At 62.9% G+C, this 14,930-nt stretch carries 15 protein-coding genes and 1 tRNA gene; 5 read left to right on the top strand and 11 right to left on the bottom strand.

Annotation, left to right across the window (positions count from 1 at the left end; genetic code table 11):
- Positions 1-183: 183 nt before the first annotated feature.
- The 4 genes from ureE to ACZ5J0_RS01050 are packed head-to-tail and all read right to left on the bottom strand — an operon-like array spanning position 184 to position 3,072.
- A complete protein-coding gene (gene ureE / locus ACZ5J0_RS01065) occupies positions 184-657 on the bottom strand; it encodes an urease accessory protein UreE (RefSeq protein ID WP_223941449.1) in 474 nt (157 codons plus the stop codon).
- 8 nt (positions 658-665) lie between these two features.
- Positions 666-2,396, bottom strand: a complete 1,731-nt coding sequence (gene ureC, locus ACZ5J0_RS01060; protein ID WP_464093964.1) for an urease subunit alpha — start codon at positions 2,394-2,396, stop codon at positions 666-668.
- Positions 2,393-2,761 (bottom strand): urease subunit beta, encoded by a 369-nt coding sequence (locus ACZ5J0_RS01055; protein ID WP_142937135.1) that lies wholly within the window; start codon positions 2,759-2,761, stop codon positions 2,393-2,395. Before ACZ5J0_RS01055 ends, ureC begins: the two co-directional genes overlap by 4 nt.
- 8 nt (positions 2,762-2,769) lie before the next feature.
- Positions 2,770-3,072 (bottom strand): urease subunit gamma, encoded by a 303-nt coding sequence (locus ACZ5J0_RS01050; protein ID WP_142937136.1) that lies wholly within the window; start codon positions 3,070-3,072, stop codon positions 2,770-2,772.
- A gap of 194 nt (positions 3,073-3,266) precedes the next feature.
- Between ACZ5J0_RS01050 and ACZ5J0_RS01045 the strand changes: the two genes are divergently transcribed.
- On the top strand, positions 3,267-3,788 hold the full coding sequence (locus tag ACZ5J0_RS01045; RefSeq protein WP_250820699.1) for a flavin reductase family protein: 522 nt from the start codon (positions 3,267-3,269) through the stop codon (positions 3,786-3,788).
- A 45-nt stretch (positions 3,789-3,833) separates the two neighbouring features.
- Here the strand turns inward: ACZ5J0_RS01045 and ACZ5J0_RS01040 are convergent, their stop codons facing one another.
- The 3 genes from ACZ5J0_RS01040 to ACZ5J0_RS01030 form a co-directional block, all read right to left on the bottom strand.
- On the bottom strand, positions 3,834-5,654 hold the full coding sequence (locus tag ACZ5J0_RS01040) for a glycoside hydrolase family 2 protein (protein WP_223942569.1): 1,821 nt from the start codon (positions 5,652-5,654) through the stop codon (positions 3,834-3,836).
- Positions 5,655-5,786: 132 nt separating this feature from the next.
- A complete protein-coding gene (locus ACZ5J0_RS01035) occupies positions 5,787-6,887 on the bottom strand; it encodes a D-TA family PLP-dependent enzyme (protein ID WP_464093963.1) in 1,101 nt (366 codons plus the stop codon).
- Between the two features lie 33 nt (positions 6,888-6,920).
- A complete protein-coding gene (locus ACZ5J0_RS01030) occupies positions 6,921-7,925 on the bottom strand; it encodes a LacI family DNA-binding transcriptional regulator (protein WP_464093962.1) in 1,005 nt (334 codons plus the stop codon).
- 173 nt (positions 7,926-8,098) lie between these two features.
- Between ACZ5J0_RS01030 and ACZ5J0_RS01025 the strand changes: the two genes are divergently transcribed.
- Positions 8,099-8,476, top strand: coding sequence for a hypothetical protein (locus tag ACZ5J0_RS01025; RefSeq protein ID WP_464093961.1), 378 nt, complete (start codon positions 8,099-8,101; stop codon positions 8,474-8,476).
- Here ACZ5J0_RS01025 and arfA read toward each other — a convergent pair.
- On the bottom strand, positions 8,473-9,999 hold the full coding sequence (gene arfA, locus ACZ5J0_RS01020) for an arabinosylfuranosidase ArfA (RefSeq protein WP_464093960.1): 1,527 nt from the start codon (positions 9,997-9,999) through the stop codon (positions 8,473-8,475). The two genes, ACZ5J0_RS01025 and arfA, sit on opposite strands and share 4 nt — an antisense overlap.
- Before the next feature lie 233 nt (positions 10,000-10,232).
- A tRNA-Lys gene (locus ACZ5J0_RS01015) sits at positions 10,233-10,305 on the bottom strand.
- Between the two features lie 230 nt (positions 10,306-10,535).
- Between ACZ5J0_RS01015 and ACZ5J0_RS01010 the strand changes: the two genes are divergently transcribed.
- On the top strand, positions 10,536-11,195 hold the full coding sequence (locus ACZ5J0_RS01010; RefSeq protein WP_142937142.1) for a hypothetical protein: 660 nt from the start codon (positions 10,536-10,538) through the stop codon (positions 11,193-11,195).
- A 234-nt stretch (positions 11,196-11,429) separates the two neighbouring features.
- Here the strand turns inward: ACZ5J0_RS01010 and ACZ5J0_RS01005 are convergent, their stop codons facing one another.
- Positions 11,430-12,158 (bottom strand): hypothetical protein, encoded by a 729-nt coding sequence (locus ACZ5J0_RS01005; RefSeq protein WP_142937143.1) that lies wholly within the window; start codon positions 12,156-12,158, stop codon positions 11,430-11,432.
- A gap of 194 nt (positions 12,159-12,352) precedes the next feature.
- Between ACZ5J0_RS01005 and ACZ5J0_RS01000 the strand changes: the two genes are divergently transcribed.
- A complete protein-coding gene (locus ACZ5J0_RS01000; RefSeq protein ID WP_043469600.1) occupies positions 12,353-12,970 on the top strand; it encodes a DUF47 domain-containing protein in 618 nt (205 codons plus the stop codon).
- A 1-nt stretch (position 12,971) separates the two neighbouring features.
- A complete protein-coding gene (locus tag ACZ5J0_RS00995; protein WP_464093959.1) occupies positions 12,972-13,988 on the top strand; it encodes an anion permease in 1,017 nt (338 codons plus the stop codon).
- Positions 13,989-14,100: 112 nt separating this feature from the next.
- On the opposite strand, the gene pstB is transcribed toward ACZ5J0_RS00995, so the two are convergent.
- Positions 14,101-14,880, bottom strand: a complete 780-nt coding sequence (gene pstB, locus ACZ5J0_RS00990) for a phosphate ABC transporter ATP-binding protein PstB (protein ID WP_017197024.1) — start codon at positions 14,878-14,880, stop codon at positions 14,101-14,103.
- Positions 14,881-14,930 lie beyond the last annotated feature (50 nt).

Here is a 14,930-nt window from a genome sequence, read left to right as displayed (position 1 = left end):
GTGCGGTCTGTGCGCTGGAGCGGAGCTGGGAAGGGGGCCGCGGTGTGGAGGGCCCCGCGGGGGGCCCACTGCCGCGAGGGCCCCGACCTGAGCTTGCGAAGGTTGGGAGCGGCTGGGGACGGGCACGGCCCCCTTCCCAGTGGAGCGCAAGCGCGCGCACCCAACCTGATGCGACGCATGACTCTAGTGCGAATGCTCTGCATGGCGGAATGGCACCGGCATGACCCGCTCTTGCCTGTCGTAGGGGACGCCGACGCTCTTCAAATAGTCTTCGACCGTGTGGTCGTACTGGCACACCATGACTTCGGCCCCGTATTCAGACGCAGCGTCGAAGAATTGTGCCTGCAAATGCCGGTTGCCGAGCGAATGTGCCACGACGCCCATTTCGTGGATGCTCCGTGGCCCGATCACCAGGACGTCGGTGGGCAGTACTGAGATGACGATGAGGTTGGTGTCAGTGACGGCAAGGATGTCGCCGTCTCGGAGGTCCCCGGTGCCGCTGGGGAGCCGGATGCCGAGTTCTTTGCCGTGATCGGTGGTGACGCGTTGGATGCGTTTGACGAGGAGGGCGCTGGGCAGCACTACTTTTTCTTTGTGGTGGCCTGCGTAGTCAGCGGGTTGTTCGTGGAGGTTGCCCAGGATTTTTTCGATGATCATGGTGGCTCCTAGAAGAGGAAGTAGCGCTGGGCCATGGGCAGCACGTCGGAGGGCTGGGAGGTGACTTCGACGCCGTCGACGGTTACCTTGTAGGTTTCGGGGTCGACGGCGATGTCCGGGGTTTCGCCGTTGTATTTGAGGTCCGCTTTGCTGAGGCTGCGGATGCCGGTGACTGGTTTGATGATGCGTTCCAGGCCGAGCTCGGCTGGCGCTCCGGCGTCGATGGCGGCTTGGGACAGGAACGTGATGGATGTTTGTTGGAGGGCTTTTCCGTACGTGGCGAACATGGGCCGCATGGTGCGCGGTTGCGGTGTGGGGATGGAGGCGTTGGAGTCTCCCATGAGTGCGTAGGCGATTTGGCCGCCTTTGATGACGAGTTCGGGTTTCACACCGAAGAACGCGGGGTCCCAGAGGACCAGGTCTGCGAACTTGCCTTCTTCCACGGATCCGATGACGTCTGCCATGCCTTGGGCGATGGCGGGGTTGATGGTGTATTTGGCCACGTAGCGCTTGAGCCGGAAGTTGTCGGATTCGGCGGATCCGTGGGTGGTTCCGGATGGATCCTTCAGTACGCCGCGCTGGCGCTTCATGGCATCGGCCACCTGCCAGGTACGCGTGACCACCTCGCCGACGCGGCCCATGGCCTGGGAGTCGGAGGATGTGATGGCGAAGATGCCGAGGTCGTGGAGGACGTCTTCGGCGGCGATGGTTTCGGCGCGGATGCGGGAGTCGGCGAAGGCCACGTCTTCGGGGATGTCCGGGTTGAGGTGGTGGCAGACCATGAGCATGTCCAGGTGCTCTTCGATGGTGTTTTTGGTGTAGGGCAGCGTGGGGTTGGTGGACGCGGGGAGCACGTTGGGCAGCCCGGCGATTTTGATGATGTCCGGGGCGTGGCCTCCGCCTGCGCCTTCGGTGTGGAACGTGTGGATGACCCGTCCATCGATCGCGCGAATGGTGTCTTCCACGAAGCCGCATTCGTTGAGGGTGTCCGTGTGGATGGCTACTTGGACGTCGTATTCGTCGGCAACGCGCAGGGACATGTCAATAGAGGACGTGGTGGAGCCCCAGTCCTCGTGGACTTTGAGCCCCACTGCACCGGCGCGGATCTGTTCTGCGAGGGGCTCGACGGCGGATGCGTGGCCCTTCCCGAACAGGCCGATGTTGACGGGGAGCCCTTCGGCGGCTTGCAGCATGCGCGAGATGTGCCAGGCGCCGGGGGTGATGGTGGTGGCTTTGGTTCCTTCGGCGGGGCCGGTGCCGCCGCCCACCATGGTGGTGATTCCGTTGCACAGGGCTGCGGGGACCTGCTCCGGGGAGATGAAGTGGATGTGGGTGTCGATGCCGCCGGCTGTGAGGATCTTCCGTTCGCCCGCGATGATTTCCGTGCTGGCACCGACCACGATGTCCACGCCGTCGGCGATCTGTGGGTTGCCGGCCTTGCCGATTCTGAAGATGTGGCCGTCTTTGAGGGCGACGTCGGCTTTGTAGATACCCGTGTAGTCCAGGACGATCACGTTGGTGATCACGGTGTCCGGGATGTCTTCAGCCCGCGTGAGTTGGCCGTTCTGACCCATTCCGTCGCGAATCACTTTGCCGCCGCCGAACACCACTTCTTCGCCGTAAGCCGTGTAGTCCTTCTCAATCTCCAGGAACAGCTCGGTGTCGGCAAGACGGATGGCGTCGCCGGTGGTGGGGCCATACAGTTCGGCGTACTGCTTGCGGGGAATCTCGAAGCTCACTGGTGGTCCCTCTCCGCTGCGACGCCCGGGCGGGGTTCCCCGGTTACTGAAGTTCCGCCGTCGAGCTTTCCGTTAACTGCGTTGCTGAGGCCGTGCACCTCGCGCGTCCCTGCGAGTTCGATCAGGTGGACCGTTTTCCTGTCCCCCGGCTCGAACCGTGCGGCAGTACCTGCGGGGATGTCCAGCCGACGGCCGTAGGCGGCTTCTCGGTCGAATTCCAGGGCCCTGTTGGCCTCGGCAAAGTGATAGTGCGAACCGACCTGCACGGGGCGGTCACCGCGGTTCACAACCTCGACGGCGATCGCCTGGCGGCCGCTGTTACACACGACGGGACCGGGCTGGAGCCTGTATTCACCGGGGATCATGGGGGCTCCTAACGGATGGGGTTGTGGACGGTGACCAGCTTGGTGCCGTCGGGAAAAGTGGCTTCGATCTGGACGTCGTGGATCATCTCAGGCACGCCTTCCATCACGTCTTCGCGGCGCAACAGGGTGCTTCCGTAGCTCATGAGTTGGGCGACTGACTTGCCGTCGCGGGCGCCTTCGATGAGCTCGTAGCTGATGATCGCCACAGCTTCGGGGTAGTTCAGTTTGAGCCCCCTCCCTTGGCGACGCCGTGCGAGGTCGGCGGCCACCACGATCATGAGTTTCTCCTGCTCACGGGGCAAAAGATGCATGGTTACTCCTGGGACGCCGGGCACTTGGACATTGTGTTCAGCGTAGGGAGCGGAAGTTTCGGCTACGTTTCCACGGCGTCACGGGCGGGGGTCGATTTCTCAGGAATTGACCTCAACCATTGTTGAGGTTCTAGCATCAATGAGGTGTGCGTCTGAGAGGCCGCCATCCCCACCAGCCCCATGAAAGTGCGTTAATGACCCATCCCAAGCCCGTGCCATCCGAACCAGTCGGCGAACTTTTCAGGGCCGCGTTCCGCGCCCATCCGGCAGGAGTCTCGATTGTCACAGCAACGGGTCCAGAGGGAGCAGTGGGGCTGACGGCATCATCGGTGGCATCTGTGGCCGTGGATCCGGCGATACTCGCTTTCTCTGTGACCGGCGGGCGATCAGCTTCCGTCATCGCAGCCGCGCAAACAATCGTGGTCCATCTGGTGGGCGCCGATCAGCTGGAGCTCGTCCGCGCCTTCGCGGACCCATCCGCCCCGCGATTCACGGACACCATGGAATGGGAGGTCCTGCCCACAGGAGAGCCCCTGCTCAAGGAGGCCGTCTGGGCATTACGGTGCGAAATTATCCATCGGGCGCCGCTGGGGGGCTCAGTGCTGCTGGCAGCGAAAGTTGTGGACATCCGGGCTAACCCGTCCGGTTCAGCTCCACTGGTTTATCACAACCGGGAGTTCCACACGCTGCTCGCGAGTGTTCCAGCCGGGGCTTAGCTGCGGCTTAACTGCGAGGTTAGGTCTTCATGAGTGCCACGTAGCCTACGCCCACCGGGTTTCGATCGCGGCAGGCCGCAGCTGGCTGGCGCGGATCCTCTCCAGATCGAACTTGTTGCTGCGGTCGAAGTTGAAGATGCCGTTCTTCTCCTGGAACACATCCGTCAGCTGCGTGTAGCAGTAACCGAACATATCCTCGTTCTCCAGCAATACGGCACAGAGTCCATCGAAGCGGGTGTAGAACTCTTCCTCACTGCTGACGCGCTGGCCGTAGCCCCATGAAGAGGCGACGTCGCTTCCGTCCACGGCCTGGCGGGCCTCAAGTTCGTTCCACCAGATCCCGCCGAATTCGGAGACGAAGTAGGGCTGGCCTGCATAAGGCACTGAATACTCCTGGCCGTCCGCCGTGCGGTTGATGTACGGCTTTCCGTCCGCAAGGCCCTGTTGTTCCATGCGGAACCGGTCCGGATCCTGTTCATACGAGTGCGAGTCGTAAATGTCGGTCTCCCGAATGCGATGTGAGTAACCGGAGGCATCGATGACCGGACGCGTAGGATCAGCGAGCTTGGTGGCAAGGAACATGGCTTCCGTGACGTCATCAAGTATCGTGGGGCGATCGTGCATCACTTGGTGGGTCTCGTTGAGAGGGCACCAACCAATGATGGAGGGGTGGTTGAAATCGCGCTTGAGCACCTCCAGCCATTGCGCCACGAAGCTCGCTGTGGGCTTTTGATTGTGACCCACCGTTCCGCCACCGGAGACACCCCAGTCGCCGAACTCACCCCACACCAGGTAACCCAGGCGATCGGCGTGATAGAGGAAGCGTTCCTCAAAGACCTTCTGGTGCAGCCGGGCACCATTGAAGCCTGCGGCCATGGACAATTCAATGTCCTTGACGAGGGCAGCATCGTCCGGCGACGTCATCAAGGACTCCGGCCAGTAGCCCTGATCCAGGATCAGCCGTTGGAAGACTGCTTTGCCGTTGATGCGGACCACTTTGCCGTCCAAGGCAACCGATCGAACCGCTGCGTAGCTGCTGACCTGATCAATCACATTGCCGGAGGAGTCGCGGACACTGACCTCCAGGTCATAGAGGAAAGGATCTTCGATGGACCAAGGGCGCAGTGATTCTGCAGGGATTTCCAGTCGAAGGGAGGGCGTGAGATCCAGGTCGGCTTTGGCCGTGGCTTCTACACGCAGCTCGCTGTCATCGCTGAGGACGGCGGTGACAGAATGTCCACTTCGGTTCTGGCTGACCGGCACCTCCAGGGTGATGCTGGAATCGGCAAGGTTGGGCGTCATGCGGAGGCGTTTGATGTGAATCTCAGGCACCGCTTCCATCCAGACGGTCTGCCAAATTCCGGTGGTCCGCGTGTATTGGCAGTGGGTGTTGTTGTACCAGGTGGCTTGCTTGCCCCGGGCCTGCATCTCGTGCCGTGAGTCTCTGGCTCGAACCACAACCACAGCGTCCGTACCGGGCTCTGCCGCTCCCCCGAGGTCTGCCGTGAAAGGCGTGAACCCGCCACGGTGACGGGCTACTTCCACGCCGTTTACCCACACCGTGGCGTCGTGATCCACCGCGCCAAAATGCAAAAGGACGTTCTGTCCGGCCCACTCCTGAGGGATGGACACGGTGCGCCGGTACCAGACGGCTTCCATGAAATCTACGTGCTCAATCCCCGAAAGGGCGGACTCCGGTGCGAACGGAACCAGGATCCGGCTGTTGAGTTCACGCGTGGTGAGTCCGCGCTCCAAACCGGAGTCACCGGCGTCGATCTCAAATTCCCAGGTGCCGTTGAGGTTCAGCCATTTGTCACGGACCAGCTGTGGACGGGGATGCTCGGGCTTGGGGAGGGAGGGAATCACATCAGAGTACGTCAAGGCCTGTCCTTCAAAAGCGGGATGGAGGAGTCATTCCAGTGAAGCGCATGCCATGGAAATTTGCACTGGCACCGGGAATCGTGCCATTCCTCCACCTCGTCCTGGTCAAGAATCGGCCTAGTTGTTTCGGCCCCGAGCCGCAACGGTCCACTGCTCCACCACAGCCCCGCCGCGCACCACAGTGACCTCGTCCACCAGGTTCATAGTGAGGCACACATGGTTGGGGATGACTCGAAGCCGCGCGCCCAAGGGCGGCAGTTCCGAGGAGTCCGGCCACACAACCGTGGCGTGGTGCTCGGACAACGCCGTGACGCGAGCCTCAGGGAATTCGGGGAGCCGCCCGTACCCGGTAGCCCAGTCCGGGCGGTCACTGCCCAGGATCTTGCTGCCGGCGTCCACCACAACCCGGCGCACGTTCCCGCCACGGGCTTCGTGCCTGCTGACCACTGTGGCCGCGACCGTCAGAGCGATGTCATCCCAGCCGCAGCGCTCCAGTTCCAGTTGCTGGGCGTCGCCGAACACGTAAACTCCGGGACGCAGTTCCGTGGCTGCGGATTCGCCGGTGATCAGGGCCGTGGGCGTGGACCCACCGCTGATGGTCCTCACGTGGAAACCAGCGGAAGTCAGCGCCGTTGCCGCAAGACCCAGCGCTTCATTCTCGTTACCCGCAGCACCTGTGGGCATTCCGGGCTTGTAGCTATGCCCCGGGAAGGTGAAAACACCGGCCACGGCCAAACCCGCCGCCGTGGCTGCCCGGGCAACATCCACCACCTCGTCCGGCAGGACTCCGCTTCGGTGGTGCCCGCTGTCCACTTCGATCAGCACCTCAATACTGCCGGCATCCGCGCCAAGTTGGCCGCCCATCGCCGTCGCGCTTTCCGCCGAATCCACGCCGACGGCGAGGCGGCACGTGGCCGTCAACGCGCGAAGACGTTCCGCATGCGGCGCTTCAACCCAGAGGGGGTAAGCGATGAAGATGTCCTTCACGCCGTCCGCAGCGAAGACCTCGGCCTCCCCGATCGTGGCCACAGTGATGCCAACGGCTCCCGCGGCGAGCTGCTTTCGCGCAATCTCCAGCGTTTTGTGCGTCTTCACGTGCGGACGGAGTCCCAGCCCGCGCCCGCGCATGCTCGCCGCCATCCGTTCGATGTTCCGGTCCAGGACATCGGGGTCGATCATGACGGCAGGGGTGATGAGGGCGGCAGGAATAGCGTTCATTCATAAAACCCTAGCGGCCGAGACAATGACGCCCTACGGAGCGGACTGCCTGACCCGCATTTCGAACGCCGCCGCCGGCTGCTGGACGGCACGCAGCGCATCTTTGCTTTCGATCCGCTGGATGAGGAGTTCGACGGCGCGCTCCGCAATTTCCGTCCGCCCCGGCGCCACAGTAGTCAACGACGGCGACGCGAACCGCGACTCGTCAATGTCATCGAAGCCAGCCACGGCAATCTCCTCCGGGACTTTCCGGCCACGGAGCAGGAGTTCGTGCATCGCCCCTAAAGCGAGGGCATCGTTGAGCCCGAAAACGGCGTCGAATTCCACGCCGCTGTCCAGCAACCGCGCGGTGGCGTCAGCACCGCCGTCGCGCCTCCAATCGCAGGGGACCACCAGCGCCGGGTCATGCTCCACCCCGGCGTCAGCGAGCGCAGCCCGGTAACCGCGAAGGCGGAGGCCGTTGCTGCCGGCTTCGTCGCCGTCGTGCGCGCCCAGGACGGCTATACGACGGCGGCCGCCCGCCAGCAGGTGCGTGGTGACGGCGGCGGCAGCCTCCTGGTTTTGGATGAGGACCATGTCCAGCCGGGGGTCCTGCACGAATTCGCCCAGGAGGACCAACGGTTTCTTGCCGGCGGAGGCGATGATCTGCTCGGCTTGCAAGGCCAGTGGGATGAAAAGGAGGCCGTCGGTGAGGCTGCGGAACTGGCCCTGAAGCGCAGCTTTCTCGTGCTCTGCCTCGTTGCCGGATTGCTCCACCAAAACCCGGTAGCCGCGGGCCCAAGCGGCCTTCATGATGTCCGAGGCCAGCTCGGCATAGTACGGGATGGAGAGGTCGGCCAGCACCAGCCCGAGCATGTTGGTCTTTCCGGAGCGGAGGCTTCGGGCCGTCAGGTTTGTTTGGTACCCGAGCTCATCAATAGCATCAAGGACCCGCTGCTTGGTGGCGGGCCGGATGAACTCGTAGTTATTGATGACATTGGAGACCGTCTTCAAGGACACTCCTGCCGCGCGTGCGACGTCGTTCATGGTCACGGCCATGCAGGGCTCCTTCTGGTTCATTTCCGGCTCGGTATACATCGTTGCAGATGTAGTGAGGTGTCCGCGCCTGCGCCCCGCCACCTGTCACATTCCGCTCATCCCCGTGCAACGCGCCTGCAACATAGATGCGCAATGCTGGGGGCAACGGACGGATACAGCTGAGGGGAGCAGACATGAGCATTGCAAACAGGGATCTATTTCAGGCACTGAAAACGCAGGCCAGCCTGGCGCAGGCATTCGGCACCATGCCGGGTAGCCAGGACGAGCCACACGCACTGAAGCCGGGTGAATACGTTGAGGCTTGGCACAACGGCCGCCTCTATCACCGGGGCACGGTAGTCAAGACTGTGGCGGGTACCGACCTCTTTTGGCTTCAGGACGAAACCGGCAGCCGGCGCCTGTTGGATTTGGAATCAATGGAAATTGTCAGCGGAGAGGTGGAGCCAGCTCCGGCACCCGCAACACAGGCACCGGAGCCAACCTTGTCAGCCTCTGTCACACCAATTTCTGCGTACCCCATGTTCCACGACGGTTCGCAGGCAATCGCCTAGGAATTCAGTTCAAGGCGGATCATGCTCCAGCTCACGGCCGGAAGTCCGGCGGTGAGCCGACCGCCGTCGAGCTTTGCACTGACGTTTTCGGACGGCAGGACTGACGTCGAGTCGTCAGCCGTTGCCTGCCAGTACGGGTCCTTGTTCGTGTAGGTCACGGCCTCGATGACTTTGCTTGCGTTGAGGCTTCCGACGGCGGCATCCAGTGTCAGCACGTCCGTCGCCGAGCGGTTCACAGCGAACACCACGGCCTCTTTGGCTTCGGAGTCATAGGTCGCGACAGCTGACAGTGACGTGAACCCGGACGTCTTTTTACTGTCCAGCAGCGGGGACTCGACGGCCAGGTTCAGCACCGTACCCGAGGCGTGCTGGGATGTGAGCGCGAACGGGTGGAACGTGGTCTGCTTCCAGGCTCGGCCACCCGGCTCGGTCATGATCGGCGCGATCACGTTGACCAACTGGGCCAGGCTGGCAGAATGCACCCGGTCCGTGTTCCGCAGCAGCGTAATGAGGAGATCGCCCACCACCACGGCGTCCGCCACGGTGTAGCGGTCCTCGAGCAGCACCGGTGCCACAGGCCAGTCATTCCCTGTGGGTGCCTTGGATTCGTCGCGCGACATGTGCCAGACGTTCCACTCGTCAAAGGAAATATTGACCTGCTTTTCGGACTTGGTGGACGACTTCACATGATCGATGTGTGAAACCAGGTCCTTGATGAAGGCCTCCATCCGGTGCCCGGCAGACAGGTGTTCCTGCAGGTCCCCGAAGTCCTCGAAGTACTGGTGCGCGGAAATCAGATCCACCAGCTCGTACGTCTCATTGAGGACCACACGCTCCCATTCGCCGAACGTGGGCATGGTGGGCGCCGAGCTCCCGCAGGCAACCAGCTCCAGGTCCGGGTTGACCATTCGCATGGCCCGGGCAGTCTCCGCCGCGACCCGCGCGTACTCGCCGGCCTTTTTGTGGCCGATCTGCCAGAAGCCGTCCATCTCATTCCCGAGGCACCACATGGTGATGTTGTGAGGCTCGACGGCGCCATTCGCTTTGCGCTGTTCGGACAGGGCCGTCCCACCCTTGATGTTGGAGTATTCCAACAGATCCAATGCTTCCTGCGTGCCCCTGGTGCCCAGATTCACGGCCATCATGGGTTCGACTCCGGCCTTCGCTGACCATTTGGCGAACTCGTCCACACCCACCAAATTGGGGTCGCTGGAGTGCCATGCGAGGTCGAGGCGCGTGGGGCGGTCCTCCTTGGGCCCTACCCCGTCTTCCCAGCGGTAGCCCGAGACGAAGTTGCCGCCCGGATAGCGGACCGTGGAGACGCCGAGTTCCTTGGTGAGTTCCAGGACGTCGGTGCGGAAACCGTCGTCGTCGGCTTTGGGGTGCCCGGGTTCGAAGATGCCCGTGTACACACACCGGCCCAGGTGCTCCACGAAAGCGCCAAACGTCTTCCTCCTGACAGGGCCCACGACGAACGCGGGGTCGATGGTGATTTTGGCCGTGGGGTTTTCTGGGTTTCCCAAAGGGTGGGTCCTTGTCTGCTGGTTATTTCGGGTTTCTACAACGTTATAGAAACCATGCTGGCGTTACGCAGGGGTGGGAGTCAAGAGATTTTTTCGGGAAACCCCGCCCAACGGACAATTCACCCTGGCACGCGGCGGTGATTTGTCCGTTGACGGGGGTCAGAGCGCCCGCGCGTCCGGGCGGAGACAAAGCACAGGCCGGAGACTCAAGGTCCCCGGCCTGTCTAGGAGGGTGGGCCCTGTGGGGATCGAACCCACGACCCACGGATTAAAAGTCCGATGCTCTACCAACTGAGCTAAAGGCCCCTCCAGCTGTTGAAACAGCCATGAATACTGTACCCCAAGGTCAAGGCCAGCGAGGAACTGAAGGTGATGTGCGCCGTAGAGACCCACTCTGAACCGCGGACGACGACGGCGGGAGCCTGGGGCGGCGTGTCGAACCCTATGCGGCGCCAAAGTAGGTGGTGGCGGCACCGGGCGCCGACTGGCCAGGGTCCTCACTCGACCCCACCAGAGCACAGGAGTACGGTGAACTCATGAGCGAACAGCCAGGATCACGTGCGTACGGCGGAGCGAACAGGCACCACAAGCCCAAGCCCTTCGCGCCCATCGATTTCGAACCGTTCGCAGGTGGTGCCGACCCCGCGCGGGTCTCGGAAGCAGCCCACCTCGCCGCCCAAGCCCTAGTCAGACGCGGCCGCGACAGCGACGATCCCACGGTCACAAGCCGGCTGGTGAAGCTGGCTGACGAGCAGGGCCTCGAAGCCATCGCCGAGATGTGGGCCGAAAGTCCCGCGCGCTCGTTGCCCGGCGCGCTCTGGAGGCTCTATGCCCTCCGCGCCGCCACCATTCAGAATCCTGAGAGGATCTCCGTTTACTTCAGGGCCGGTCGCGACACCGCGCAGGTGTCCAATGTGGTGGCAGGTGCCGCTGAGCCGCCGGGAGCCGAGGAAATGAAGACCATGGCTGACGCCATCTTGTCCGGCGCTTTCGACGGCGAGTTCGACGTCGCGCTGGAACGTTCCGCCGCTTTCTGCCGCGTAGTGGCGCTGGGCCAGGCGACTCTTGCCGACGGCGCGGAGCACAGCAACGAGGGCCATGCCAGCAAGCTAACCCGCAATTCACACCAGCTGGTGAAGACCGCCGAAGACCTTGAGCACGCGGCCAATGCGTGGCGCCTGGGTGAGCTGGACTAGCCGGAAAAAGGGGCCAAACCTACCCACGTCGGGCCCGGCCTGTCAATGTTGACTTAGCCCGCCTGACGGTGAAAACTAAAGCTGGTGTCGAACCGCGAAACCCCCGGGCTTCAACATATAGCCGCTTCGAGCGGCCTACCGCCGAGAGGCGTATCCGGTTCGGCACCTTTTTTATGCCCAAACGCCGAAGGCCCGGACTGGCAGTGATGCCGGCCCGGGCCTTCGCGGTATTAACTACTTCAGCGTGACCGTGGTCTCAGCTGTTTCCTTCTTGTCATGATCAAGGTCGCCGGCAGCATCCTGCGGCGTCATGGTCACCTTGATTTCGGTTTCCTTACCGGCCGTGTAGGCAAAGTTCTCCGCGATGTTGAAGGACTCACCCGGCTTCAGCACGAACGGGTCCTTCTCCTTCAGCTTCACGCCGGAGCTGGAAAGTCCGTGCTTCTTGTACCCATCACTGCTGGAGTCCGAAGGCATTCCGCCGAGGTACTTCCAGTCCGTGTACTTTGCGTTGGGAGTGATCAGCGAGTGGCTCAGGGGGATATCAGCTGAAGAGGTGTTGGTCACCACGTAGTTCAGGTACACCACGGGGTCGCCCTTCTTGAGCAGGTTTTCCTTGGTTTCCTTGTCCACGAACATGCTGTCCTTGGATGCAACGTCAGTGGCAACCTGGTAGACGTCCACACTGAAGCTGTCGCCCTTGATGGTGCCCAGTTTGTCCCCGGCCTCGGAGATGGGCAGCGCCCAGGCGGCTACCTTGTACGAGCCGGAGGAAGTGCCGGCGCCCTCGGACGAGGTGGAGGCCAGCGGGGACGCAGACGCGGACGGTGAAGCCGCGGCGGAGGAGGACGACGACGGTTCGGAACCCGTCGTGGAGCCTGCTGTGGTGCCACCACAAGCCGTCAGGGCCAACAGGCCGGCCGCGGCGATACCGGAAATCTTCATGACATAGTTCAAGCGCATGCTTCCCCCATTGAGTGGATTAATTGGTACTTGACCAAGTGTCGCATGGTTGCGGAGGCGCAGCGATGGGGAGAAGTACCCGCAACGCTGCGTGAACTTCGCAGACCCCGCGGCAGTGCCGGTAAAGTTGGGACCGAAACGGGCGGCGTCAAGTCAAACTGCCCGTGCCCACCCGTCCCCAGCCCGGAAGCGACATGAAGCTGCGCCTTTTTCCCCAGGAACCTGCCGGGCTCGTACTGCTCGCGCAGATGGCCGGCGTCATTGTTGCCGCGACTGGAACGCTCTCGGAAATACTCGGCGCGCCGGCCAGTGAGCACCAGCGCCTCGCCGAAGAGCTGCACGAGCACGAATCCAAATCCTTGGACCTCCATTTCGCGCTGCTGACGCACATGCGGACCAGCTTCGTGAACCCGCTCCCCCGCGAGGACATGTACACCCTCTCCCGCCACCTCAACGAGGCCATGGAGAAGCTCGACGCAGCCGGGGACCTCGTAGCGCTCTACAAACTGGACCGACTGCCCAAACGTGCTGCGGACCAGCTGGAGATCATCAGCCGGCAGGCCGAGCTCACCGTGGATGCGATGCGAAAGCTCGAGGACCTGGACGAGCTTGAGGACTACTGGATCGAAATCCTGAGGCTCGCCAAGCGTGCAGAACGCTCCCACCGGATCTGGGTGGCCGAGATGCTCAAGGACATGAAGTCCACGCAGTACGCCCGGCATCGCGACATCGCCAACCAATTGGTGGAAGTTACCAAGGACATGCGGAAGGTCGCCACCCAGGTGGGCAGCATCATCGTCAAGGAATCATGACGTGACCATCGCCTTCCTGGTCCTCGTCGTTGCTTTGGCCTCCGGGTTCGCGTTCCTCAACGGTTTCCGCGACGTCTCCAACGCCGTCGCGCTTTCCACCCGGACCCGCGCCCTCACGCCGTCGATTGCCGTGTTGCTCGCCGCCATCTTCAATTTTGTGGGTGCCATGCTCAGCGGCACCTTCATTCTCGCCTTCACGCAGTCGTGGATCACCCTGCCCAGTGGGACCAGCGGCCTCACCATGCTGGCCTCCGCGCTCACCGCCGCTATCTTGTGGGGCGTTTACGCGTGGTGGCGCGGCATTCCCTTGTCTTCGACGAACTCGCTGGTTGGCGGCCTGATTGGTGCCGGCGCCGCGAGCATTCTTGTGGGCGGGAACGCGGTGGGCGGCATGGACAACGTGCTGCTGGCCCAAGTTGCCCTGCCCCTGCTGCTCTCGCCCGTGATCGCGTTCGTGGCTGCGTACCTGCTGGTTTGGCCAGTGACGTGGGCTGCACGCTACACGCAACCGAACGTGGTGAACCGGCGGTTCCGCCGGGCGCAGGCCGTCTCCACCGCAGCTGTGGCCTTCGGCCATGGCCTCCAGGACGGTCAGCGAACGGCTGCCGTCATGGTGTTGGCCGTGGTGGCGGCCGGATTGTCCGGCGGCGGCGACGTGCCGCTCTGGATCCTGCTGCTCACAGCCATCATGCTCACCGCCGGCACCATGTTCGGCGGCTGGCGGATCTCCCACACCCTTGGACACAAACTGATTCGGGTTGATCCACTGCGAGGTTTCGTGGCACAAACCTTGACGTCCGTGATGCTGTTCGTGGGCGCCATCGGTCTTCACCTGCCACTCTCCACGACGCACACGCTGACCGCGTCCGTGCTGGGCGCCGGCGTGAACCAGCGGTTCCACGCTGTGAATAGGCGCCTGGTCCGGAGAATCCTGTTGTTCTGGGTGGCAACGCCGTTGATCACGGCCGCAGCGGCCTTCATCCTGGAGCTGGCGTTCTCGCCCCTGGCGGACCTCTGACCTTCACGGGCGAACCCATCTAGAAAAAACGACGGCGGCCGTACCCCCAAGGCGACGGCCGCCGTCGTTCTGTGCCGACTCCCCCCATAGAAGCCGGAATCTGCAGGACCCCTTATCCGAAGCGGCCGGAGACGTAGTCTTCCGTGGCCTTCTGTGCGGGGTTGTTGAAGATGCTGGTGGTGTCAGCGAACTCGATGAGCTTGCCGGGCTTGCCGGTGCCGGCGATGTTGAAGAACGCGGTCTTGTCGGACACGCGCGCGGCCTGCTGCATGTTGTGGGTAACGATCACCACGGTGTACTGGTCCTTGAGCTCGTTGATGAGGTCCTCAACAGCCAGCGTGGAGATGGGGTCCAGGGCGGAGCAGGGCTCGTCCATGAGGATCACCTGGGGCTCAACGGCGATGGCGCGGGCGATGCACAGGCGCTGCTGCTGACCACCGGAAAGGCCCGAGCCAGGCTTGTCCAGACGGTCCTTGACCTCGTTCCACAGGTTGGCGCCCACCAGGGACTTCTCCACCAGGGCATCGGCTGCACCCTTGGAGATCTTCTTGTTGTTCAGCTTCACGCCGGCCAACACGTTGTCGCGGATCGACATGGTGGGGAACGGGTTGGGCCGCTGGAAGACCATACCCACCTGGGTGCGGACCGTTACGGGGTCCACGCCGGGGCCGTAGAGGTTGTCGCCATCCAGGAGGACCTCGCCCTCGACGCGTGCGCCGGGGAGGACCTCGTGCATGCGGTTCAGCGTGCGGAGGAAGGTGGACTTGCCGCAGCCGGACGGGCCGATGAAGGCCGTAACGGACTTGGCCTGAATGTTGATGTTGACGTCCTCGACGGCCAGGAAGTTGCCGTAGTAGACATTGAGGTCTTTGACGTCGATGCGCTTGGACATGGTGTTCCTTTGTTCCTTGGGGGTTTGGAAGTGTGAAGGGGCCGCCGTCA

The sequence above is a fragment of the Arthrobacter sp. DualSoilB13 genome, assembly GCF_055389195.1.
Note: the sequence above shows the minus strand (reverse complement) of the source record. Positions and strands in the feature narration are given on the sequence as shown.

Bases quoted from the DNA above. Each gene is read 5' to 3' on its own strand.
- ureE (WP_223941449.1), bottom strand. From the start codon at position 657: ATGATCATCGAAAAAATCCTGGGCAACCTCCACGAACAACCCGCTGAC.
- ACZ5J0_RS01055 (WP_142937135.1), bottom strand. From the start codon at position 2,761: ATGATCCCCGGTGAATACAGGCTCCAGCCCGGTCCCGTCGTGTGTAAC.
- ACZ5J0_RS01050 (WP_142937136.1), bottom strand. From the start codon at position 3,072: ATGCATCTTTTGCCCCGTGAGCAGGAGAAACTCATGATCGTGGTGGCC.
- ACZ5J0_RS01045 (WP_250820699.1), top strand. From the start codon at position 3,267: ATGACCCATCCCAAGCCCGTGCCATCCGAACCAGTCGGCGAACTTTTC.
- ACZ5J0_RS01035 (WP_464093963.1), bottom strand. From the start codon at position 6,887: ATGAACGCTATTCCTGCCGCCCTCATCACCCCTGCCGTCATGATCGAC.
- ACZ5J0_RS01030 (WP_464093962.1), bottom strand. From the start codon at position 7,925: ATGGCCGTGACCATGAACGACGTCGCACGCGCGGCAGGAGTGTCCTTG.
- ACZ5J0_RS01025 (WP_464093961.1), top strand. From the start codon at position 8,099: ATGAGCATTGCAAACAGGGATCTATTTCAGGCACTGAAAACGCAGGCC.
- ACZ5J0_RS01010 (WP_142937142.1), top strand. From the start codon at position 10,536: ATGAGCGAACAGCCAGGATCACGTGCGTACGGCGGAGCGAACAGGCAC.
- ACZ5J0_RS01005 (WP_142937143.1), bottom strand. From the start codon at position 12,158: ATGCGCTTGAACTATGTCATGAAGATTTCCGGTATCGCCGCGGCCGGC.
- ACZ5J0_RS01000 (WP_043469600.1), top strand. From the start codon at position 12,353: ATGAAGCTGCGCCTTTTTCCCCAGGAACCTGCCGGGCTCGTACTGCTC.
- pstB (WP_017197024.1), bottom strand. From the start codon at position 14,880: ATGTCCAAGCGCATCGACGTCAAAGACCTCAATGTCTACTACGGCAAC.